General features: G+C 62.8%; 25 protein-coding genes. 5 read left to right on the forward strand and 20 right to left on the reverse strand.

All coding sequences use genetic code 11. The annotated features are described in order from the left end of the window. Positions 1–6: 6 nt before the first annotated feature. Together PTT45_RS12505 and PTT45_RS12510 are read right to left on the reverse strand one after the other, a co-directional pair. Positions 7–501: an MgtC/SapB family protein gene (locus PTT45_RS12505; protein WP_273813619.1), complete on the reverse strand. Its 495-nt coding sequence runs from the start codon at positions 499–501 to the stop codon at positions 7–9. Beyond that, complete coding sequence (locus tag PTT45_RS12510; protein WP_273813620.1) at positions 492–680, reverse strand: PSPA7_2676 family Cys-rich small protein; 189 nt, start codon at positions 678–680, stop codon at positions 492–494. The genes PTT45_RS12505 and PTT45_RS12510 overlap by 10 nt, the downstream gene beginning before the upstream one ends. Positions 681–824: 144 nt before the next feature. On the opposite strand from PTT45_RS12510, the gene PTT45_RS12515 reads away from it, so the two are divergent. Further along, positions 825–1,193, forward strand: coding sequence for a Rho termination factor N-terminal domain-containing protein (locus PTT45_RS12515; RefSeq protein WP_273813621.1), 369 nt, complete (start codon positions 825–827; stop codon positions 1,191–1,193). Between the two features lie 4 nt (positions 1,194–1,197). Here the strand turns inward: PTT45_RS12515 and PTT45_RS12520 are convergent, their stop codons facing one another. Then, positions 1,198–1,650, reverse strand: coding sequence for a phosphotransferase system, HPr-related protein (locus PTT45_RS12520; RefSeq protein WP_273813622.1), 453 nt, complete (start codon positions 1,648–1,650; stop codon positions 1,198–1,200). A gap of 238 nt (positions 1,651–1,888) precedes the next feature. Here PTT45_RS12520 and PTT45_RS12525 point away from each other — a divergent pair, with 238 nt between their 5' ends. Next, positions 1,889–2,062 carry a general stress protein gene (locus PTT45_RS12525; protein ID WP_273813623.1) on the forward strand — a complete coding sequence of 58 codons (174 nt, stop codon included), beginning with the start codon at positions 1,889–1,891 and terminating at the stop codon, positions 2,060–2,062. A gap of 47 nt (positions 2,063–2,109) precedes the next feature. Here the strand turns inward: PTT45_RS12525 and PTT45_RS12530 are convergent, their stop codons facing one another. Then, on the reverse strand, positions 2,110–2,760 hold the full coding sequence (locus PTT45_RS12530; protein ID WP_273813624.1) for a paraquat-inducible protein A: 651 nt from the start codon (positions 2,758–2,760) through the stop codon (positions 2,110–2,112). After that, on the reverse strand, positions 2,747–3,406 hold the full coding sequence (locus PTT45_RS12535; protein ID WP_273813625.1) for a paraquat-inducible protein A: 660 nt from the start codon (positions 3,404–3,406) through the stop codon (positions 2,747–2,749). Before PTT45_RS12535 ends, PTT45_RS12530 begins: the two co-directional genes overlap by 14 nt. 133 nt (positions 3,407–3,539) lie before the next feature. Between PTT45_RS12535 and PTT45_RS12540 the strand changes: the two genes are divergently transcribed. Then, entirely contained in the window at positions 3,540–4,001 is a 462-nt protein-coding gene (locus PTT45_RS12540) for a copper chaperone PCu(A)C (protein ID WP_273813626.1), read from the forward strand. A 14-nt stretch (positions 4,002–4,015) separates the two neighbouring features. Here PTT45_RS12540 and PTT45_RS12545 read toward each other — a convergent pair whose 3' ends face one another. Beyond that, positions 4,016–4,639 carry a trimeric intracellular cation channel family protein gene (locus tag PTT45_RS12545; RefSeq protein ID WP_273813627.1) on the reverse strand — a complete coding sequence of 208 codons (624 nt, stop codon included), beginning with the start codon at positions 4,637–4,639 and terminating at the stop codon, positions 4,016–4,018. Positions 4,640–4,645: 6 nt separating this feature from the next. Beyond that, positions 4,646–6,004 carry a glutathione-disulfide reductase gene (gene gorA, locus PTT45_RS12550; protein WP_273813628.1) on the reverse strand — a complete coding sequence of 453 codons (1,359 nt, stop codon included), beginning with the start codon at positions 6,002–6,004 and terminating at the stop codon, positions 4,646–4,648. Positions 6,005–6,121: 117 nt separating this feature from the next. Here gorA and PTT45_RS12555 point away from each other — a divergent pair, with 117 nt between their 5' ends. After that, on the forward strand, positions 6,122–6,544 hold the full coding sequence (locus PTT45_RS12555) for a VOC family protein (RefSeq protein WP_273813629.1): 423 nt from the start codon (positions 6,122–6,124) through the stop codon (positions 6,542–6,544). Between the two features lie 53 nt (positions 6,545–6,597). On the opposite strand, the gene galU is transcribed toward PTT45_RS12555, so the two are convergent. The 10 genes from galU to ppsA all read right to left on the reverse strand — a co-directional run bounded on the left by galU (position 6,598) and on the right by ppsA (position 15,875). Continuing rightward, positions 6,598–7,437: a UTP--glucose-1-phosphate uridylyltransferase GalU gene (gene galU / locus PTT45_RS12560; RefSeq protein ID WP_273813630.1), complete on the reverse strand. Its 840-nt coding sequence runs from the start codon at positions 7,435–7,437 to the stop codon at positions 6,598–6,600. A 152-nt stretch (positions 7,438–7,589) separates the two neighbouring features. After that, complete coding sequence (locus tag PTT45_RS12565) at positions 7,590–8,555, reverse strand: OmpA family protein (protein ID WP_273813631.1); 966 nt, start codon at positions 8,553–8,555, stop codon at positions 7,590–7,592. Positions 8,556–8,695: 140 nt separating this feature from the next. Beyond that, positions 8,696–9,286, reverse strand: a complete 591-nt coding sequence (gene sigX / locus PTT45_RS12570) for an RNA polymerase sigma factor SigX (protein WP_043307353.1) — start codon at positions 9,284–9,286, stop codon at positions 8,696–8,698. A gap of 88 nt (positions 9,287–9,374) precedes the next feature. Next, positions 9,375–10,199: a mechanosensitive ion channel family protein gene (locus tag PTT45_RS12575; RefSeq protein ID WP_273813632.1), complete on the reverse strand. Its 825-nt coding sequence runs from the start codon at positions 10,197–10,199 to the stop codon at positions 9,375–9,377. A gap of 3 nt (positions 10,200–10,202) precedes the next feature. Continuing rightward, positions 10,203–10,442: a CrfX protein gene (locus tag PTT45_RS12580; protein ID WP_273813633.1), complete on the reverse strand. Its 240-nt coding sequence runs from the start codon at positions 10,440–10,442 to the stop codon at positions 10,203–10,205. Positions 10,443–10,497: 55 nt separating this feature from the next. After that, entirely contained in the window at positions 10,498–11,478 is a 981-nt protein-coding gene (locus PTT45_RS12585) for a zinc transporter ZntB (RefSeq protein ID WP_273813634.1), read from the reverse strand. 50 nt (positions 11,479–11,528) lie between these two features. Next, complete coding sequence (rraA, locus tag PTT45_RS12590; RefSeq protein ID WP_273813635.1) at positions 11,529–12,017, reverse strand: ribonuclease E activity regulator RraA; 489 nt, start codon at positions 12,015–12,017, stop codon at positions 11,529–11,531. A 26-nt stretch (positions 12,018–12,043) separates the two neighbouring features. Next, positions 12,044–12,343, reverse strand: coding sequence for a Rieske (2Fe-2S) protein (locus tag PTT45_RS12595; RefSeq protein ID WP_273813636.1), 300 nt, complete (start codon positions 12,341–12,343; stop codon positions 12,044–12,046). Between the two features lie 65 nt (positions 12,344–12,408). Next, positions 12,409–13,377 (reverse strand): alpha/beta fold hydrolase, encoded by a 969-nt coding sequence (locus PTT45_RS12600; RefSeq protein ID WP_273813637.1) that lies wholly within the window; start codon positions 13,375–13,377, stop codon positions 12,409–12,411. A gap of 122 nt (positions 13,378–13,499) precedes the next feature. Continuing rightward, positions 13,500–15,875 (reverse strand): phosphoenolpyruvate synthase, encoded by a 2,376-nt coding sequence (gene ppsA, locus PTT45_RS12605; protein ID WP_273813638.1) that lies wholly within the window; start codon positions 15,873–15,875, stop codon positions 13,500–13,502. A 155-nt stretch (positions 15,876–16,030) separates the two neighbouring features. Between ppsA and ppsR the strand changes: the two genes are divergently transcribed. Continuing rightward, a complete protein-coding gene (gene ppsR, locus PTT45_RS12610; protein ID WP_273813639.1) occupies positions 16,031–16,849 on the forward strand; it encodes a posphoenolpyruvate synthetase regulatory kinase/phosphorylase PpsR in 819 nt (272 codons plus the stop codon). 54 nt (positions 16,850–16,903) lie between these two features. Here the strand turns inward: ppsR and prpF are convergent, their stop codons facing one another. The 3 genes from prpF to prpC all read right to left on the reverse strand — a co-directional run bounded on the left by prpF (position 16,904) and on the right by prpC (position 21,968). Further along, on the reverse strand, positions 16,904–18,091 hold the full coding sequence (prpF, locus tag PTT45_RS12615; protein WP_273813640.1) for a 2-methylaconitate cis-trans isomerase PrpF: 1,188 nt from the start codon (positions 18,089–18,091) through the stop codon (positions 16,904–16,906). A gap of 92 nt (positions 18,092–18,183) precedes the next feature. Next, positions 18,184–20,805 carry a Fe/S-dependent 2-methylisocitrate dehydratase AcnD gene (gene acnD / locus PTT45_RS12620; protein WP_443218179.1) on the reverse strand — a complete coding sequence of 874 codons (2,622 nt, stop codon included), beginning with the start codon at positions 20,803–20,805 and terminating at the stop codon, positions 18,184–18,186. A 2-nt stretch (positions 20,806–20,807) separates the two neighbouring features. Then, a complete protein-coding gene (gene prpC / locus PTT45_RS12625) occupies positions 20,808–21,968 on the reverse strand; it encodes a bifunctional 2-methylcitrate synthase/citrate synthase (protein WP_273813642.1) in 1,161 nt (386 codons plus the stop codon). Positions 21,969–21,987: the final 19 nt, after the last annotated feature.

The raw sequence follows: 21,987 nt of genomic DNA on the forward strand, positions 1-21,987 counted from the left end.
GAGCCTTCAATGATCGGGCGGCTGCTGCCGCGCCTCGCGCTCGAGCAGCGGCATGGCATGCAGGATCAACAGCGCCAACAGGGTGCCAAGCAGCGCGGTGCCCTCGCGCCCGAGGCCTACGGCAATGCCGACGGCGGTGCTGAACCACAGCGACGCCGAAGTGGTCAGGCCCTTTATCTGGCTGATGCTGTCGCCCTTGAGAATGGTGCCGGCACAGAGGAAGCCGATGCCGGCGGCGATGCCCTGGATGGCGCGGCTGACGGCGTCGTGCTCGGCGCCATCGAGGTCCAGCACCATCACGAACAACGCCGCGCCCAGGGTAACCAGCATGTGGGTGCGCAGCCCCGCCGCCTTGCCCTTGGCCTGGCGCTCGAAGCCAAGCAATCCGCCCAGCACTGCCGCCATGCTCAGGCGCAGTGTGGCGCGCAGCATCTGCTCCGGCTGGCCCAGGTCGGCGAACTCGTCATACACCACCGCCCACAGGTAATCGCTCAATTCCACGGCAGCCGTTGACCGGGGCGCAGGCTGAACAGCGCACGCTGCTCACCCGGCAGCAGGAAACGCTGGCCACCGCAGCGGCTGCAGCATTCGTGCAGCAGATCGCTGCCGCAGACGCGCGGCATTGCCGAGGAAGAGCTGGAAAACCACTGGCAACCGGAAATCAGACAAAGCAGACGCATGACGAAAGCTCCATATCCGTGGGGACTCAAGCCAGAGACCGTGGCTGGGCGCGGAAGGTTTGAGGATTTTTCGAACTATCGGGCGGGCGCCGCCTTCTCTTGGAAAGAGGCCGTACTCACACGGCGCAAGCGGAGGCAGAACTCATGACACGCGGCAGCAAAGACAAGTACACGGCTAAACAGAAGCGCAAGGCCGCGCATATCGAGGAAAGCTACGAGGCGCGTGGCGTTCCCACGGAAGAGGCCGAAGCCCGCGCCTGGGCGACGGTCAACAAGCAGTCCGGTGGCGGCGAGCGCAAGGGTGGCTCCGGCCAGACCACCAGCCCGCAGCAGAAGGCTGCCGCACGGAAGTCTTCGGCGCGCCGCGCGGTGGCAACCCGGCAGGGCGTGCCACGTCCGGGCACCAAGCTGGAATCCATGACCCGCCAGGAGCTGATGGACCTGGCTCGCAAGCGCGACATCCGTGGCCGCTCGACCATGCGCAAGGCCGAATTGCTCGACGCGCTGCGCTGAGCCGCTACGGCTCCTCCTTGTCTTCCGGCGGTGAGACCTGGTCGGTCCAGGGTTTGCCGTCGAGGGGCGCCGAGCGGGCCAACTCCGCCTCATCCAGGCCGATGCCGCCGCCGATCCGTGTGCCATCCACCACGCTCAGCTCCTTGTCAGCTGGGCCGCTGGCACCGCGCCCGTCCGGCGAGAACTCGCCGTCCTCGTCGATCAGCGTCTCCGGGGTCAGGTCGTCCATGGTCACATTGTCTTCGTGGGAACTATCCGTCAGCGCTTCGCCCCCGCTCATGCCGGCCTGCGCCTCGCGCTGCGGCGGGAATTCCTTCTCGACCTCAGCCACGGGGCGCTCGTCACCGATCCGCCCTTTTCGCGCGTCGCGGCGCTCGCTGAAGTCCAGCTCGTGCATGGAGCCCATGCGGTCCTCGGTGTCGTCGATTTCCTTCACTCGGCTGTCGTGCTCGCTCATGGGGATGCTCCCGTCGCAGTGTTCGTTCACTGTCGACTGGCCCCTGGCGGGAATGATTCAGGCTGTTTACGCGAGGAGATGTGTCTGGGCCTTATGCCTTTTCCGGCCTGCTAGGGCACGAGAAACGGTTTGATATGCCCACATGGAATTAAAAAAAACTGAACACCTCCTTCCTTAGTTCCTCCGAATAAGTGTGCCCGCTGGGCACGCACCTAGATTACTAACGAGGAATGTGACTATGGCTGGACATCGAGGTGGTAAAGGTAACTTTGCGGAAGACCCCCAGCGCGCGTCCGAGGCCGGCAAGAAAGGTGGCCATGTGAGCGGAGGGAATTTCAGGAACGACCCACAGCGTGCCTCCGAGGCAGGTCGCAAAGGCGGCCAGAACAGCCACGGCTCGCGTAGTAACTGATACAGGCAGTCGAGAGCGGAGCGCTCGCTTCGCTCTCGCCGCTGGCCTCAGCTGCGAGCGCCAGCCTCTTCGCTTTCCCCCAGCTCTTCCTCGTCATCGAAGGTGTTGTCCCAGATCAGCCTGGGATCGAAGGTCACTGCGGCCAGCATGGTGAGAATCACCACCACACAGAAGGCTGAAGCCCCCATGCCTGCCTCGATACTCGCCAGGTTGCCGAAGTTGACCAGCGCAACCAGGATGGCGATGACGAAGATATCGAGCATGGACCAGCGCCCGATCCATTCGATGAAGCGGTACATGAGAATCCGTTGCCTGGCCGACATCGGCTGGCGCCGCTGCACCGAGTACAGCAGCAGTGCGATCCCCACCAGCTTGAAGGTCGGCACCAGGATACTGGCGACGAACACCACCAGGGCGATTGGCAACATATCCGCGTGGATCAGCTCGACTACCCCTTCCATGATGGTCGCCGGCATACCCTTGCCGAGCATGCTGACCGTCATGATTGGCAGCAGGTTGGCCGGCAGGTACAGAATCGCCGCAGTAATCAGCAGCGCCCAGGTACGCGCGATGCTGTTGGGCCGCCGATCATGCAGCTGCGCACCGCAACGACTGCAGTGCTGATGCTCTCCCTCTCGCAGGTATTCCAGCTTGTGGCACTCGCCACACAGCAGGATGCCGGCATCAATCGCGCGCATCTTCGCCCTCCTCGCTCAGTGCTTCCCATACCTGGTGCGGCGACATGGTCACCTCCAGCCATACCTGCGCCATCATCAGGGCAATGAAGCAGGCCAGGCCGAGGCCCAGATGCAGCTCGGCCATGTCGATCAGCTTGACGATGGAAACCAAGATGCCGAACAGGTAGACCTCGAGCATCCCCCACTCACGCAGGTGGTGGTAGATGCGGTAGAGGCGGCAGGCCATAGGCCGCAGAGTCGCGTATGGCATGGCAAGCAGGACGAACAGCTGGCAGAGCAGCTTGAGCAGCGGAACCAGCATGCTGCAGAAGAACACCACCGCGGCGACTCCCTCCATACCCGTGTTATAGAGGCCGATGACGCCGCTCCACACGGTATCCACCGCGTTCTGGCCGAGCAGCGCCATGCTTATGATTGGCAGGAAGTTGGCCGGCACGTACAGCAGCAGCGCTGTCAGCACCAGCGCGAGCGCGCGACGACGCATGTGCGAGCGGTGCACCACCAGCTCGTAGCCGCAGCGTGGGCAGCAGGCCTTCTGCTCCTCGCCCACATGCGGGTGGTGCATGAGCAGGTCACACTCGTGACAGGCGATAAGGTCCTTGAGCGGTGGCAGATTCCCGGCCGTTAGCTTTTCGACTTGCTCCATCTACCCGCTCTCCACACGGTGGCCCTGACTCGGGCCCGTTGTCTGATATTACCCACTCTGCACAGCTTTGCCGCAGGCTGGCGTGTGCGACTTCGTGCTAGGGTGCATGCAGCATCCCACAAGAGGTTCCCGCATGCGCCTGAAACTGGCTTCGCTTGCCTTGCTCACCCTGCTCAGCAATTCAGCCTTCGCCCATGAATATAGCGCCGGCGACCTGCATATCGATCATCCCTGGTCGCGCGCCCTGCCCCCCACATCGCCCAACGGCGCCGCCTACTTCGTGGTCCACAACAAAGGTACATCGGGCGACCGCCTGCTCGGTGCCAGCACCCCGCGAGCGGCGAAGGCAGAACTGCACACCCACGTGCACATCGGCGACATGATGAAGATGCAGAAGGTCGACTCGGTCGGCGTGCCCGCCGGCGGCGAAGCCCGTTTCGAGCCGAGCGGCAACCACGTCATGCTGTTCGGCCTGACCCAGCCGCTGGTGGCCGGTGAGCGCTTCCCGCTGACATTGGAGTTCGAGAAGGCCGGCAAGGTCGAGGTCGAAGTCGCCATCGAGGCCGAGGCCCCGCAGGGCGAACACAAGCACTAATAGCGGTTCACACGTCAGCCGCGGTCCAGCAAATGGAACCGCGGCAATGACAGGCTCCAGCGGATCGCCGCCAGCCGCGTCAGCAATACCGCAAGCATGGCGACCCCGGTATCCAGCCAGTGCGGTGTCTGCAGCTCACGCAGCACGATGAACACCAGCGCCCCGAAGATACAGGCGGTGGCGTAGATCTCCTTCTGGAAGATCAGCGGGATCTCGTTGCAGATCACATCGCGCATCACGCCGCCGGCCACGCCGGTCATCACCCCCATGATCACCGCCGTGCTGTACGGCATGTTGTGCTGCAGCGCGACCTCGGTGCCGATCACGGTGAACACCGCCAGGCCGAAGGCGTCGGCGATCAGCAGGCCGCGCTCGTGGATGGGCTGCGTCAGGCGCACCCAGGCCACGGTGCCGACCGCGGCGATGGACGCGACCAGGATGTAGGTGTCGTTGCGAATCCAGCTGACCGGGTGGTTGTCTAGAATCAGGTCGCGCAGCGTACCGCCGCCCAGTGCGGTGATGATCGCAATGACCAGCACGCCGAACAGATCCATGGACTTGCGCCCGGCCATCAGCGCCCCAGTGATGGCGAAGACGGCGACGCCAAACAGATCGGCCAAATAGAAGAGCTGCTGCATGACGCGTCAGCTGCCCACTGGGGTGCGCATGGTCACGAACTCTTCCGCCGCAGTCGGGTGGATGCCCAGCGTCTCGTCGAAGATGCGCTTGGTCGCCCCGGCCTTCAGCGCCACGGCCAGGCCCTGGACGATCTCTCCGGACTCCGGTCCGACCATGTGGCAACCCAGGACCTTGTCGGTCTTGCCGTCCACCACCAGCTTCATCAGGGTCCGTTCCTGGCTTTCGGTGAGGGTCAGCTTCATGGGGCGGAAGCGGCTCTCGAACACCTTCACCTCGTAGCCCTCCTCGCGCGCCTGTTCCTCGCTCAGGCCCACGGTAGCGATGTTCGGCAGGCTGAACACGGCGGTGGGAATCAGACTGTAGTCCAGCGTGCGGTATTCCTCCGGCTTGAACAGCCGGCGCGCCACGGCCATGCCCTCGGCCAGTGCCACCGGGGTGAGCTGGACGCGACCGATCACATCGCCGAGGGCGAGGATCGACGGTTCGCTGGTCGCGAACTGCTCGTTGACCTGGATGAAGCCCTTGTCGTTCAGCTCCACGCCGGTGTTCTCCAGCCCCAGGTTGTCCAGCATCGGCCGGCGCCCGGTGGCGTAGAACACGCAATCGGTGGCCAGCTCGCGACCATCCTTCAAGGTGGCCAGCAGGCTGCCATCGGCCTGCCGCTCGATGCGGGCGATGTCGGTGTTGAACTGCAGGTCCAGGCCCTTCTTCTCCAGCTCCTCCTTGAGGTGCTTGCGCACGGCACCGTCGAAGCCTCGAAGGAACAGGTCCTTGCGATACAGCAGCGAAGTCTCGGCACCGAGGCCGTGGAAGATCGAGGCGAATTCGACAGCGATGTAGCCACCGCCGACCACCAGCACGCGCTTGGGCAGCTGTTCGAGGAAGAACGCTTCGTTGGAGGTGATCGCCAGTTCCTTGCCGGGGATGTCCGGCACCTGCGGCCAGCCGCCGGTGGCAATCAGGATGTGTTTGGCGCTGTGGCGCTGGCCGTTGATCTCGACCTCATGCGGCCCCAAAAGCTTGGCGTGCCCCTCAAGCAGGGTCACCCCGCTGTTCACCAGCAGATTGCGGTAGATACCGTTGAGCCGTTGGATCTCGCGGTTCTTGTTGGCGATCAGGATCGGCCAGTCGAAAGCCGGCTCGCCAGAGCTCCAACCGAAGCCAGAAGCCTGCTCGAAGTCATCGGCGAAGTGTGCTCCGTACACCAGGAACTTCTTCGGCACGCAGCCGACGTTGACGCAGGTTCCGCCCAGGTAGCGGCTCTCGGCCACGGCCACCTTGGCACCGAAGCCAGCGGCGAAACGGGCGGCACGCACGCCGCCGGAACCGGCGCCGATCACGAACAGGTCGAATTCATAGGACATCGCAGTTCTCCTTGCAAGCGACAAGCATACCGGAGAGCCCGGGAAGCTGTGTGTATGCTGGGATGATGTCGGACTAGACCCGAACTACGCCATCGCGGTTCGGCCAGGAGGATCGCCATGCACCCCACCCTCACTCACATCGCCCTGCACGTGCCGGAGCTGGAGCCTTGCGTGGACTTCTACCGCGAGTTCTGCGGCATGCAGGTGATCCACGAGCGCGCCGGCAAGGGCTCGAAGATCGTCTGGATGGCAGAGCCGGGCAAGGAGCACCAGTTCATCTTCGTGATCATGCCCGGCGGTACGGATCGTCAGCTGGCTGCGGACGACTACAGCCACTTCGGCTTTGCCGTGGCCAGCCACGCGGCGGTAGATGAGATTGCCGAGCGTGCAGCCCAGGCAGGCTGCCTGGTCTGGCCGCCGCGCGACGAGCCCTATCCGGTCGGCTACTACTGCGGCCTGCGCGATCCTGCCGGCAACTACGTTGAGTTCAGCTACGGGCAGCCACTGGGGCCGGGTTCTGAGGCGATGCCCATTCCCTGAATCCTTAAACGACAAAGCCACCCGAAGGTGGCTTTGTCTGACTCGCTGGCCTATCAGTAGGCCTTGCCAGTCTTGTACAGATTCTCGAAGCAGAAGTTGGTGGCGTCGATGTAACCCTCGGCGCCGCCGCAGTCGAAACGCTTGCCCTTGAACTTGTAGGCGATCACGCAGCCGTCCTGGGCCTGCTTCATCAGGGCGTCGGTGATCTGGATCTCGCCACCCTTGCCCGGCTCGGTCTTCTCGATCAGATCGAAAATGTCCGGAGTCAGAATGTAGCGGCCGATGATCGCCAGGTTGGACGGGGCGTCTTCCGGCTTCGGCTTCTCGACCATGTGGTTCACGCGGAAGATGTCGTCACGGATCATCTCGCCAGCGATCACACCGTACTTGGAGGTCTCTTCCGGCGGCACTTCCTGGATGGCGACAATGGAGCAGCGGAACTGGTTGTACAGCTTGACCATCTGCTGCAGCACGCCATCGCCTTCGAGGTTGAAGCACAGGTCGTCGGCCAGAACCACGGCAAACGGCTCGTCACCGATCAGCGGGCGGCCACTGAGGATTGCGTGGCCGAGGCCCTTCATCTCGATCTGACGGGTGTAGGAGAAGGTGCATTCGTCGATCAGGCGACGGATACCGACCAGGTACTTCTCCTTGTCGGTCCCCTGGATCTGATGCTCCAGCTCGTAGCTGATATCGAAATGGTCTTCCAGGGCGCGCTTGCCGCGGCCGGTGACCATGGCGATCTCGCTCAGGCCGGCCTCGAGGGCTTCCTCGACGCCGTACTGGATCAGCGGCTTGTTGACGACGGGCAGCATCTCCTTGGGCATCGCCTTGGTGGCCGGAAGGAAGCGGGTGCCGTAGCCAGCAGCCGGGAACAGACATTTCTTGATCATGACAATCCTTGGTAGTGCAAGGGGCGGAATTGCCGCGCAGTCTAATCAGGCGGCATCGGCCTTACAATGGCTATTCGACGGATCTCGATCAGCAGAATAACAGGCACAAAAAACCCGGCCTAAGCCGGGTTTTTTGCAGAGCACAGCGCCAATTACTTGGCCTGGGCTTCCACTTCAGCTTCAACGCGACGGTTAACCGCGCGGCCAGCTTCGGTGGCGTTGTCAGCAACCGGGCGGGACTCGCCGTAGCCAACCGAACCAACGCGCTCAGCGCCTACACCGTACTGGTTGACCAGCACTTCACGAACGGCGTTGGCACGACGCTCGGACAGCTTCTGGTTGTAAGCGTCGGTACCGACGGAGTCGGTGTGACCTTCAACGGTGGTGTTGGTCTGCGGGTACTGGTTCATGAAGTCAGCCAGGTTCTTGATGTCACCGTAGCTTTCTTCTTTGACCTTGGACTTGTCGAAGTCGAACTTAACGTCCAGCTCAACACGTACGGTCTCGGCAGGCTCCGGAGTCGGAGCGACTTCGGCAACCGGCTCAGCAACCGGCTCGGCAACAACCGGGGCCGGCTTGGAGCCGCCACCGAAGTTCAGGCCGATACCGATGCTCGGCGCCCACTCGGTGTCGCCTTGATCGATGTTGTACTGAGCCTCGACGCCAGCGCGGGCGTAGAAGTTCTCGGTGAAGTACAGCTTGGCACCGCCGCCCAGGTTGGCGAAGGTGGAGCCGTTACGGCCGCTACGGCCATTCTGACCGATGCTCTGGTCAGAGAAGCCAGCGGAAACGTACGGGCGAATGGTGTCGCCAGGTGCGTTGAAGTGGTACAGGGCATCCAGAGCGGTGTTGGAACCGCGGATGTTGCGACCGTCTTCGGCGCGAGCGTTGTGTACTTCGTCGTAACCCAGGCGCAGTTCAACGTCGTCGGTCAGAAAGTAACCAATGGAGCCGCCGAACAGGTTGCCATCGTTCTTGAAGTCGCGAGCTTCATCGAAGTACTGCTTCTTGACGAAGCCTTCGACTTCTACGGCACCTTGGCCTTGGGCCAGTACGTTCAGAGAAGTGGCAGCGACCAGCGAGCCGATGACCGCACCCAGAGTGTTTTTCAGTTTCATCCGTAAATCCCCATCTAAAGACGATTTTAGTTGCCTGGCGGAACGGCCCAGGAACAACTTGGCAGCGATTGTAACAAATCTACACACGGCAGTGTGTGCGAGATTTCTCGTGCACTGCGCGTAAGAGGCCGCTTGGCTTATTAAGTTTCAACAGAATTGCCAAATTTCTCACGAAGTCGGTCAAGTGCACGTTTATAACGCATCTTGGTAGCACTCAACCCCATGTGCATGATGTCGGCGATTTCCTGGAACTCCAGTTCGGCCACAAAGCGCAGCACCAGGATTTCCCGGTCAATCGGATTGACATGCACCAGCCAGCGATCAAGCCCGCCCTTCTCTTCTACCTTGGGCGCCTTCTCTTCCGAGGCTTCCTCCAGGGGGTCGAGACTCAGTGCATCGAGCAGGCGCCGCTTACGGCGCTCCTTGCGATATTGGGTAATACACTCGTTATAAGTGATGCTATAGAGCCAGGTCTTGAACTTGGACTTTCCCTCAAAGTTCTTTAACCCATAGAGAACTTTAAGCATCACTTCCTGGCAAACATCGTCTGCATCGCGCTCGTTTCCAAGATAGCGAGCACATACATTGAACAAGGTCCGCTGATAGCGGCGCATCAGTTCTTCGTACGCCCGAGTGACGTGAAACAGCTCGACGTGGGAGCGCTGCACCAGCTCTTCATCCGAGAGCTCGCGTGGGTCATAGCGCGCAGAAAGCGATTGGGCGTTGTTCAAAACGACTCGTGCCGACAGTCAGGTCAGATGGCAGCGCCAGCGCACATACGAGTGGCGCTGGTCGCATACATTAGCAGGGATTGGCGGATCAGCGGCTGCTGACTCGCTGCTCGAGCAGGGTTCGATTGGCCACCGATACCAGCTCGCCGTCCTCGGTGAGGAGAACGGTTTTCACGGTGCCAATTTCCTCGATCTGCCCTTCGACCTCACCGATCCTGACTTGTTGCCCGACCTGATAAAGCTCACGCACATAAATGCCGGCGAGGATTTGCCCGGCAATCTCCCTGCTGCCCAGGCCGAGCGCCAGGGCGACGGCCAAACCGACCGAAATCAGCACGATAGCGATGACGTTGTTCAGCAGATCGGTCTTGACCTCGAGCTGCCCGATGGCAACCGAGATACTGATGATGATCACCAGCCCCTGGGCGATGCGGCCGAGGCCGGCCGAATAGTCCAGGCCAACGCCTTCTGCGGCGCCGCGTACCAGGCTGCTGACCAGTTGGGCCAACAGCACACCAACCAGCAGCACCAGAGCGGCACCGAAAACCTTGGGCAGATACAGCGCCAGCACGTCGAGCGTGGCCGACAGGCGCGGCAGCCCCAGGGACTCGGCGGCAGACACCAGGAAAATCAGCAGCACGAACCAGTAGACGATCTTGCCGATCAGCGTCGACACCGGGACCTGAATCCCGATACGCCCCAGCAGCTTGGTCAGCCCGGTGCCGGTCATCAGGCGATCCAGGCCGAGTTTGGCCAGCAGCTTGGACAACAAGGTGTCGAGCAGCTTGGCCACCACGAAACCGAGCAAGCCGAGAATCAGCGCCACGAACAGGTTGGGGATGAAGCCGGCGATCTTGCTCCAGAGGGTGGTCATGGCCGCCACCAGAGCTTGGGTCCAGGGATCGAGTTCCATATGTCAGTCAGCCTTGTCTGCATTGCGGGCGTGAGTACGAGAAACCGGCATCACATGCGCGGAGCCGTTGTTCAGCGCGATCATGAGCGCCTCAAGGCCACGCCCCATGAGGCCGAACAGATCACCGACGCCGACCTGGCGGTTGGCGGTCTTGAGGACGCGCCCGAGGGTCGCGTCATCGTCATGTTCTGCTGGCGACGATTTCAGCAGGTCGCGCAGAGACTCTTCGAAAGGATCGTACATGTGTACCTCGTACGGATTTGTTGGCTAGACGTGGCGACCTGACCGCAGGTCACATCTAGAGCCATCGCCAGCGGCGGAACAACCACCACTGTAGCGCGCCGACACTAGCCAGGATCAGGCAGATCAGCAGGAAACCATATTGGCTGTCCGCGCCAGGAATACCGCCGACGTTGATGCCCAGCAGGCCGGTGAGGAAGCTCATGGGCAGGAAGAACACGGTGGTGACACCCAGCAGGTACATGGCCCGGTTCATCTTCTCGTTCATCCGCCGGTGCTCGGACTCCAGCACCAGGCCTACCCGCTCGCGAACCATTTCCAGCTCTTCCAGGTAGCGGGTCAGGCGGTTGTTCAGCTCGTTCCACTGGTTGGCGTCGCCGAAACCATTGCGCGTCAGCTGAGCGAATATGTCCCGCTGTGGAGCAAGAAAACGGCGCAGGCCGGCTGAGCGGCGTCGCACATGCAGCACTAGGTCGTGGTCGGGCATGAAGCGCGTGTCGCTATCGAGACGCTCCTCTTGCCCTTCAAGTTGCTCGGAAAGCTCTTCGATCAGGCCGTCGACACGGTCGGTCATATGGTGCGCCAGCTGCAGTACCAACTCGCCGCTGTCGCGCGGACCCTGACCTCTCTCCAGCAGAGCAATGAGCTCCTCGGTGGCGCGCAACGGGCGCAGGCGCAGGGAGATGACTCGACGGGTGTCGGCGAAAATACGTACCGAAACCATGTCCTCGGGCTCGGCGCCCGGGTTGAGATTGACCCCGCGCAGGAACAGCAGCAACTCGTGCTCCGGCAGCGTCAGCAGCCGCGGCCTGGTGTTCTCTTCCAGCAGCAGATCGCAGCTGAATTCGCTTAGGCCGCTGTGCTCACGCAGCCAGGAGTGGGTCTGCGGATGGCCGCGATCCCAGTGCAGCAAGAGGCTTTCCTGCTCGCCCAGGCGCAATCCTTCGAGCTGATCCCACTCCAGGCTGCGTGCACCACCGAGTCCGTCGAGGACGAAGGCATGCACCAGTCCCCAGTGCAGATTGTCTTTCTCGTACATCCCTGCTCCCACTGTGGCCAACAGGGCCCATCGACGTGGGCCCGGCGCACTTACTCCGGCATCTTCAGCGGTTCGGGGGAAACGATGATGCCGTTGTTGTCGGCATACACGTAGTGGCCCGGCTTGAAGGTCACGCCACCGAAGGTCACGACCACGTTGAGGTCGCCGATATTGCGCTTGTCGGTCTTCATCGGGTGGCTGGCCAGGGCCTGCACGCCGAGGTCGGTCTGCGCCAGTACGTCGACATCGCGCACGCAGCCGTAGATCACCATGCCTTCCCAGCCATTCTTCGCGGCCTTCTCGGCGATCATGTCGCCCAGCAGAGCACGGCGCAGGGAGCCACCGCCATCCACCACCAGCACCTTGCCCTGGCCCGGCTGGTCGGCCTGGGATTTGACCAGCGAGTTGTCCTCGTGGCACTTGACGGTAACGATCTCGCCGCCGAAGGAGTCGCGGCCACCGAAGTTGGCGAACATCGGCTCGACCACTTGCACCAGATCCGGGTAGGCGTCGCACAGGTCGGGGGTGACGTATTGCATGGGAAAGCTCCTTTCAGTTGAAACGCTCAGATATCAATACCAACGCGATCGCCATCGTAGGCCAGGCTGAAACGATTGAGCATCGCGCACTGCGCATTCAGCGGCCGGCCGCTACGCAGATCGAACTCCACGCCATGACGCGCGCAGCGCAGCACCGGGCCATTCAGAGTGGCGTTGTGCAGCGACGCACCTTGGTGCGGACAGCGGTTCTCCACTAGCAGCGGCTGCTGTTCGACCACCAGCAACAGAAGATCGCGCCCTTCGACCAGGAAGGTGCGTCGATAACCGTCTTGCAGATTGATCAAACGTTCCAGCGCTACGAACATGGCGAATCGTGACCGGACTGGCGAAATTCGTCACATCTTAGCCGCATGCCAGAGCGGTTGTAACCTCAATCCTGCTGCTTTTCCGCAGGCAGACGCAGCTCCTGCAGCCAGTGTTGCACCAGCGGCCAGACCTCGCCCTGCGCTTCCTTGCTGACCAGCATTTCGACATGGCCGAAGTCGCTGGAGTAGCCCTGCTCCTTGCCCAGCAGCAGGAAGCTGCGTGGCGCGGCAATGAACTGGTCGAACAACTTGCGGCAGGCCCAGGCCGGATCCTGCAGGTCGCCAACGGCGCTGACCGCCAGCAACGGCACCTGGGCATCGGCCATGCCGGCCCACCAGTCGCGCTCGGTGTCACCGAAGCGACCGAACAGGCGGTGCCAGCGCAGGCTCTCCAGAGCCAGGCCGATCGGCTCGTCCTCGGGGCCGCGCTTGAAACGAGCCCCGGAGATATGGTGAAAGCCCTTGAGCAGCAGGCGACTGCCCCACTCCACCGGCGGCACTTTGAGTGGCCAGTAGACGCGACTGATCTGGGTTCCGAACAACGCTATCGACGCGGCATCTTCGGCATTCAAATAACCACCACCGACGGCCGCAGCCAGAGTGGTGCCGCCGAGAGAGTGGCCCACCCAGTGCGGAGTTTGGCTGGTCTGTTCACGGACAAAGGCGGCCACTGCCGGCAGGTCATAGCGGGCGTAATCGGCGACAGTATTGTGCTTGTACGCCTGGTTGCGTGGTGACAGGCCGTGGCCGCGCATCTCGGCGATCCATACATCGAAACCGGCGCGCGCCAAGTATGGGCCCAGGCCGATACCACGCGGCGAATACCAGAAGCGTCGATTGGAGAAACTGCCGTGCAACAGGATTACCGGCACGCCGCGGCGCTGCTGGTCGGCCAGCCCAAGGCGGGTGATCGCCAGCTCGACGGAGAAATCCGGAGAGTTGCCAGGCTTCAGGCGATAGACGTCCTCGCTCAGGTCGCCACGTAACTCGGCGCTGACCAGGGAGACAGGGAACAACTCACTACTGCTTTGCATACTGCTTCTTGCACACAAGATTGTCGGGGCTGCCTCAAGCATCGGCCAGGAAGCGTCCACCATGAATTACCGCTCACAAAAAAGGCGGGATCGCTCCCGCCCTTTCTGGGATGTTCAACCACTCAGCCCTGCGGCTGGCCTTCGGCGAGGAAGAACCAGGTATCCAGCACGGAGTCCGGGTTCAACGACACGCTCTCGATGCCCTGCTCCATCAGCCATTTGGCCAGGTCCGGGTGGTCCGAAGGACCCTGACCGCAGATGCCGATGTACTTGCCAGCCTTGTTACAGGCGGCAATGGCGTTGGCCAGCAGCTTTTTCACCGCCGGATTACGCTCGTCGAACAGGTGCGCAACGATGCCGGAGTCGCGGTCCAGGCCCAGGGTCAGCTGAGTCAGGTCGTTGGAGCCGATGGAGAAGCCGTCGAAGAATTCGAGGAACTCATCGGCCAGCAGCGCGTTGGACGGCAGCTCGCACATCATGATGACCTTCAGGCCATCCTTGCCGCGCTCCAGGCCGTTGCTGGCGAGCAGCTCGACCACTTGCGACGCCTCGCCCAGGGTGCGCACGAAGGGCACCATGATCTCGACGTTGGTCAGGCCCATCTCGTTGCGCACTTTCTTCAGTGCTCGGCATTCCAGCTCGAAGCAGTCACGGAAGCTCTCGCTGATGTAGCGCGAGGCGCCACGGAAGCCGAGCATCGGGTTCTCTTCCTCCGGCTCGTAAAGCTTGCCGCCGATCAGGTTGGCGTACTCGTTGGACTTGAAGTCCGACAGGCGCACGATGACCTTTTTCGGCCAGAAGGCCGCAGCCAGGGTGCTGATGCCCTCGACCAGTTTCTCGACGTAGAAGCCGACCGGGTCGTCGTAGCCGGCGATGCGCTTCTCGACGCTGTCCTTGATCTCCGCCGGCAGGCTGGCGAAGTTCAGCAGTGCCTTGGGGTGCACGCCGATCATGCGGTTGATGATGAATTCCAGGCGGGCCAGGCCCACGCCCTCGTTGGGCAGCTGGGCGAAGTCGAAGGCGCGATCCGGGTTGCCGACGTTCATCATGATCTTGAACGGCAGGTCAGGCATGGCGTCGACCGAGTTCTTGCGAATGTCGAAGCCCAGCTCGCCTTCGAAGATGAAGCCGGTGTCGCCCTCGGCGCAGGAAACAGTCACGCCCTGGCCATCCTGCAGCACCTGGGTGGCGTTGCCGCAGCCGACCACGGCCGGGATGCCCAGTTCGCGGGCGATGATCGCCGCGTGGCAGGTACGGCCGCCGCGGTTGGTAACGATGGCGCTGGCGCGCTTCATCACCGGCTCCCAGTCCGGGTCGGTCATGTCGGAGACCAGCACGTCGCCCGGCTGAACCTTGTCCATCTCGGATACGTCGTGGATCACCCGCACCCTGCCGGCGCCGATGCGCTGACCGATGGCACGGCCTTCGACCAGCACCTTGCCCTTCTCTTTCAGCAGGTAGCGCTCCATCACGGTAGCGCTGGCGCGACTCTTCACGGTTTCCGGGCGGGCCTGGACGATGTACAGCTTGCCGTCGTCACCGTCCTTGGCCCACTCGATGTCCATCGGGCGGCCGTAGTGTTTCTCGATGATCAGTGCCTGCTTGGCCAGCTCGGTGACCTCGGCATCGGACAGGGCGAAGCGCGCGCGGTCAGCACGGTCCACATCGACGGTCTTGACCGAACGACCAGCCTTGGCTTCCTCGCCGTAGACCATCTTGATCGCCTTGCTGCCCAGGTTGCGACGCAGGATGGCCGGGCGGCCAGCCTCCAGGGTCTGCTTGTGCACGTAGAACTCGTCGGGGTTCACCGCGCCCTGTACCACGGTCTCGCCGAGGCCGTATGCACCAGTGACGAACACCACGTCACGGAAGCCGGACTCGGTATCCAGGGTGAACATCACGCCGGCAGTGCCGGTTTCCGAACGGACCATGCGCTGCACGCCGGCGGACAGGGCGACCAGCTTGTGGTCGAAGCCCTGGTGCACGCGGTAGGCGATGGCGCGGTCGTTGAACAGGGAAGCGAATACTTCCTTGGCAGCGCGGATCACGTTGTCCACGCCACGGATATTGAGGAAGGTTTCCTGCTGGCCGGCGAAGGAGGCGTCCGGCAGGTCTTCGGCGGTGGCGGAAGAGCGCACCGCGACGGCCATGTTGTCGTTGCCGGCAGACATGGCGGCAAAGGCCGTACGAATCTCGGCGTCCAGGCGCTGCGGGAACTCGGCGTCCATCACCCACTGGCGGATCTGCGCGCCGGTCTTGGCCAGGGCGTTGACGTCATCCACGTCCAGAGCGTCGAGCGCGGCGTGGATGCGGTCGTTCAGGCCGCTCTGCTCGAGGAAGTCACGGTAGGCCTGGGCGGTAGTGGCGAAACCGCCGGGAACCGATACACCAGCACCGGCGAGATTGCTGATCATCTCGCCGAGGGATGCGTTCTTGCCCCCTACATGCTCCACATCGTGGACGCCGAGCTTATCGAGGGAAACGACGTACTCTACCAAGGTGAACTCTCCACTGTACGTGGCAGCGCCGGTGCAGCACCGCCGCTACCTGGCTTTGCCTCAAGGAAATAAGTCACAATGCCGACCAGTACGGGCCCGGCAAAGGGGGCCTATGATAGCCAAGAATCGTTCCTGACTTAAGGCCTCCGCCATCAATGAAACGAACCGCATTCTTCATTTCCGACGGCACGGGCATCACCGCGGAAACACTGGGGCAAAGTCTGTTGGCGCAATTCGAAGCCATCAGCTTCACCAAGCTTACCCGCCCCTATATAGACAGCGTCGAGAAGGCGCGGGCAATGGTACAGCAAATCAACCATGCTGCCGAGAAAGACGGGGCGCGCCCGATCATCTTCGACACCGTGGTAAACCATGAGATCCGTGACGTTCTGGCCCAGTCCGACGGCTTCATGATCGACATTTTCTCCACCTTCCTGGCTCCGCTCGAAGCGGAACTCAGCGAACACTCGTCCTACTCGGTCGGCAAGTCGCACTCCATTGCCAGCAGCACCAACTACATGGAGCGGATCGAGGCGGTCAATTTCGCCCTGGATAACGACGATGGTGCCCGCACCCACTACTACGACAAGGCCGATCTGATTCTGATCGGTGTTTCTCGCTGCGGTAAGACGCCCACCTGTCTATACATGGCCATGCAGTTCGGCATTCGCGCCGCCAACTACCCGCTGACCGAAGAAGACATGGAGCGCCTGCAGCTACCCGCGGCCCTCAAACCCTACAAGCACAAGCTGTTCGGCCTGACCATCGATCCGGACCGGCTCACCGCAATTCGCCACGAGCGCAAGCCCAACAGCCGCTACGCCAGCTACGCCCAGTGCGAGTTCGAGGTGCGCGAGGTGGAGAACCTGCTGCGCCGCGAGGGCATCAACTACATCAACTCCACGCATTTCTCTGTCGAGGAAATCTCGGCGAAGATCCTGGTGGAGAAAGGTGTGGAACGCCGACTCAAGTAGGCGCCCCGCTCCACAGAAAGGCCCGATCAGTTCGGGCCTTTCTGCTTTCTGGCGTCAGAAACTGTCGCCGGGCACCCGCACCCACCCTTCCATCAGGATTCGCGCACTGCGGCTCATGATGGCCTTGGTTACCGTCCATTGGTCGTCGATCTGCTTGGCCTGGGCGCCAACCCGTAGGGTTCCAGAGGGGTGGCCGAAGCGCACGGCCTCGCGCTCGCCACCGCCGGCAACCAGATTGACCAGGGTGCCGGGAATGGCCGCCGCCGTGCCGATGGCCACGGCGCAAGTGCCCATCATCGCGTGGTGCAGCTTGCCCATGGACAGCGCGCGCACCAGCAGATCGACCTCGCCAGCACTGACTTCCTTGCCGCTGGAGGCCTTGTAGCTCTTGGGCTTGGACACGAAGGCGATCTTTGGCGTGTGCTGGCGGGTGGCGGCCTCTTCCGCCGTCTTGATCAGCCCCATGCGCAGGGCGCCGGCCACGCGAATCTGCTCGAAACGCGCCAGCTGCTGCGGATCTCCGTTGATGGCTTCGCGCAGCTCGGTGCCTTGGTAGCCGATATCCTCGGCATTGACGAACACGGTGGGAATACCGGCAGTGATCATGGTCGCCTTGAAGGTGCCGACACCCGGCACCTCCAGGTCGTCGACCAGGTTGCCGGTAGGGAACATCGAGCCGCCCTCCTCGCCATCGTCGGACGGATCGAGGAACTCCAGCACAATCTCGGCCGCCGGGAAGGTCACGCCGTCCAGCTCGAAGTCGCCGGTTTCCTGCACCTGGCCGTTGCTGATCGGTACGCGGGCGATGATGGTTTTCTGGATGTTGGCCTGCCAGATGCGCACCACGCAGGTGCCGTTGTCCGGAATGCGCGCCGGGTCGACCAGGCCGGCATGCAGGGCGAAGGCGCCGGCAGCAGTGGATAGATTGCCGCAGTTGCCACTCCAGTCGACAAAGGCCTTGTCGATGGAGACCTGGCCGTAGAGGTAATCGACATCGTGATCGGGCTGGCTGCTGCGCGACAGGATCACGCACTTGCTGGTGCTGGAGGTCGCACCGCCCATGCCGTCGATGTGTGCCGAGTAAGGATCAGGGCTGCCAATCACGCGCATGAACAGCTTGTCGCGCGCCTCACCCGGCACCTGGCAGCGCTCAGGCAGGTCCTGCAGGCGGAAGAACACACCCTTGCTGGTGCCACCGCGGATATAGGTGGCAGGAATCTTCACTTGAGGTACGTGGGACATGAGTCAGGTCCTGGCCATTCGATGCAGGGTCGAGCTGACCCGGCCCTGCGAGAAGAGGTCCGCCCCGCCACTGGCGGAGCGGAGTCGTTACATCAGGCTACCGCGCCTTCCAGGAAGTCTTTGGCGAAGCGCTGCAGCACGCCGCCAGCCTTGTACACGCTGACATCGGCAGCGGTATCCAGACGGCAGGTCACCGGCACTTCGACGACTTCACCGTTGCGACGATTGACCACCAGAGTCAGGTCGCAGCGCGGCGCTACATCGCCCTTGATGTCGTAGGTCTCGGTGCCATCCAGGCCCAGGGTCAGGCGGGTGGTGCCCGGCTTGAACTCCACCGGCAGCACGCCCATTCCGACCAGGTTGGTGCGATGGATACGCTCGAAGCCTTCGGCAACGATCACCTCGACACCTGCCAGGCGTACGCCCTTTGCCGCCCAGTCACGCGACGAGCCCTGGCCGTAGTCGGCACCGGCGATGATGATCAGGTTCTGCTTGCGGTTCATGTAGGTCTCGATGGCCTCCCACATGCGCATCACCTGGCCTTGCGGCTCGACGCGGGCCAGCGAACCCTTCTTCACCTCGCCATTGACCACCACCATCTCGTTGACCAACTGCGGGTTGGCGAAGGTGGCGCGCTGGGCGGTCAGGTGATCGCCACGGTGGGTGGCGTAGGAATTGAAGTCCTCTTCTGGCAGGCCCATCTTGTGCAGGTACTCACCAGCCGCCGAATCCATCAGGATCGCGTTGGAGGGCGACAGGTGATCGGTGGTGATGTTGTCCGGCAGGATGGCCAGCGGCAGCATGCCTTTCAGGGTGCGCTCACCGGCCAGCGCGCCTTCCCAGTACGGCGGGCGGCGGATGTAGGTGGACATCGGGCGCCAGTCGTACAGCGGGCTTTCCGCCTCCTGCACGCTACCCAGATCGAACATCGGGATGTAGATCTGGCGGAACTGCTCCGGCTTGACGCTGGAAGCGACGATTTCGTCGATCTCCTCGTCGGACGGCCACAGATCCTTCAGGGTGACCGGGCTGCCGTTGTTGTCGATGCCCAGCACGTCCTGCTCGATATCGAAACGCACGGTGCCAGCAATGGCATAGGCGACCACCAGCGGCGGCGAGGCCAGGAAGGCCTGCTTGGCATACGGGTGGATACGCCCGTCGAAGTTGCGGTTCCCCGAGAGCACGGCGGTGGCGTACAGGTCGCGGTCGATGATCTCTTTCTGGATTACCGGGTCCAGCGCGCCGGACATGCCATTACAGGTAGTGCAGGCGTAAGCGACGATGCCGAAGCCGAGCTTCTCCAGTTCCGGCAGCAGACCGGCCTCTTCCAGGTACAGCTTGGCGACTTTCGAACCCGGAGCGAAGGAAGTCTTCACCCACGGCTTGCGCAGCAGCCCGAGGGCGTTGGCCTTCTTCGCCACCAGGCCGGCGGCGACCACGTTGCGCGGGTTGGAGGTGTTGGTGCAGCTGGTGATGGCAGCGATGATCACCGCGCCGTCAGGCATCAGCCCTTCGGCTTCCTCGGCCTTGCCGCTCTGCAGCTTGGCTTCGTCGGCGATGCCGCGCTCAGCCAGTGCCGAGGTCGGCAGGCGGCGATGCGGGTTGGACGGGCCAGCCATGTTGCGCACCACGCTGCCCAGGTCGAAGCTCAGTACGCGCTCGTACTCGGCGGTGCGCAGTGCATCACTCCACAGACCGAGGGTCTTGGCGTAGTTCTCCACCAGCGCCACCTGCTCGGGCTCGCGGCCGGTGAGCTTGAGGTAGTCGATGGTCTGGCCGTCGATGTAGAACATCGAGGCGGTGGCGCCGTATTCCGGGCACATGTTGGAGATGGTTGCGCGGTCGCCGATCGACAGGCTGTCCGCACCCTCGCCGAAGAACTCGACGTAGGCGCCGACCACGCGCTCCTTGCGCAGGAACTCGGTGATCGCCAGGACGATGTCGGTGGCGGTGATGCCCGGCTTGCGCTGGCCGGTCAGCTCCACGCCGACGATGTCGGGCAGGCGCATCATCGACGGGTGGCCGAGCATCACGGTCTCGGCCTCCAGGCCGCCGACGCCGATGGCGATCACGCCCAGAGCATCCACGTGCGGGGTGTGCGAGTCGGTGCCGACACAGGTGTCGGGGAACGCGATGCCGCCGCGTGCCTGGATCACCGGGCTCATTTTCTCCAGGTTGATCTGGTGCATGATGCCGTTGCCGGCCGGGATCACATCGACGTTCTTGAACGCGGTCTTGGTCCACTCGATGAAGTGGAAGCGGTCCTCGTTGCGACGATCTTCGATGGCGCGGTTCTTCTCGAACGCATCCGGGTCGAAGCCCGGGGCCTCCACGGCCAGCGAGTGGTCGACGATCAGCTGGGTCGGCACCACCGGGTTGACTTTGGACGGGTCACCGCCCTGCTCCGCGATGGCGTCACGCAGGCCTGCCAGGTCGACCAGTGCGGTCTGGCCGAGGATGTCGTGGCAGACCACACGGGCCGGATACCAGGGGAAATCGAGGTCGCGCTTGCGGTAGATCAGTTGCTCCAGAGCCGGGGTCAGCAGCTCCGGCTCGCAGCGGCGCACCAGCTGCTCGGCCAGCACGCGCGAGGTGTAGGGCAATTTTGCCCAGGCGCCAGCCTGGATCGCCTCGACCGCCGCAGGGGCGTTGAAGTAGTCCAGATCGGTGCCGGCCAGGCGTTCACGGTATTGGCTATTCACGGGGGTAGTCATTTTTATTTACGGTCCTTGAGCGGCACGAACTTCAGGTCTTCGGGACCGGTGTAGTTGGCGCTCGGGCGGATGATCTTGCCGTCGATACGCTGCTCGATGACATGGGCGGACCAGCCAGCGGTGCGCGCAATGACGAACAGCGGGGTGAACATGGCAGTGGGCACGCCCATCATGTGGTAGCTCACAGCGCTGAACCAATCGAGGTTGGGGAACATCTTCTTGATGTCCCACATGATGGTTTCCAGGCGCTCGGCGATGTCATACATCTTGGTGTTGGACTGCTCGTTCGACAGCTGCTGAGCGACTTCCTTGATCACCTTGTTGCGCGGGTCGGCGACGGTGTAGACCGGGTGACCGAAACCGATCACCACTTCCTTCTTCTCGACGCGGGCGCGGATGTCGGCCTCGGCCTCGTCCGGGTTGTCGTAGCGCTTCTGGATCTCGAAGGCCACTTCGTTGGCGCCGCCATGTTTCGGGCCGCGCAGCGCGCCGATGGCGCCGGCGATGCAGGAGAACATGTCCGAGCCAGTGCCGGCGATCACGCGAGAGGTGAAGGTCGAGGCGTTGAACTCGTGCTCGGCGTACAGGTTGAGTGAGGTGTGCATGGCGCGCACCCAGGACTCACGGGGTTTCTCTCCGTGCAGCAAGTGCAGGAAGTGGCCGCCGATGGAGTCGTCGTCGGTCTCGACGTCGATACGCTTGCCGTTGTGGCTGAAGTGGTACCAGTAGAGCAGCGCGGAGCCCAGGGAGGCCATCAGCTTGTCGGCGATGTCACGGGCGCCCGGATGGTTGTGGTCGTCCTTCTCCGGCGACAGGCAGCCGAGCACGGACACGGCGGTGCGCATCACGTCCATCGGGTGGGCGGACGGCGGCAGAGTTTCCAGGGCGGCTTTCACGCCGGCCGGCAGGCCGCGCAGGGCTTTCAACTTGGCCTTGTAGCCGGCCAGTTCGGCGGCGTTGGGCAGCTTGCCATGGACCAGCAGGTGGGCGATTTCCTCGAATTCGCAGCGATTGGCGAAGTCCAGGACGTCATAGCCACGGTAATGCAGGTCATTACCAGTGCGGCCAACGGTGCACAGGGCGGTGTTGCCAGCGGCGGTGCCACTCAGCGCCACGGACTTCTTAGGTTTGAAGCCGGTGGTGGTTTCTGCGGTAGCGCTCATCGCGTGTCTCCTCATCAAA

This window comes from Pseudomonas sp. Gutcm_11s, assembly GCF_028649395.1.
In the GTDB taxonomy this organism is placed as follows: domain Bacteria; phylum Pseudomonadota; class Gammaproteobacteria; order Pseudomonadales; family Pseudomonadaceae; genus Aquipseudomonas.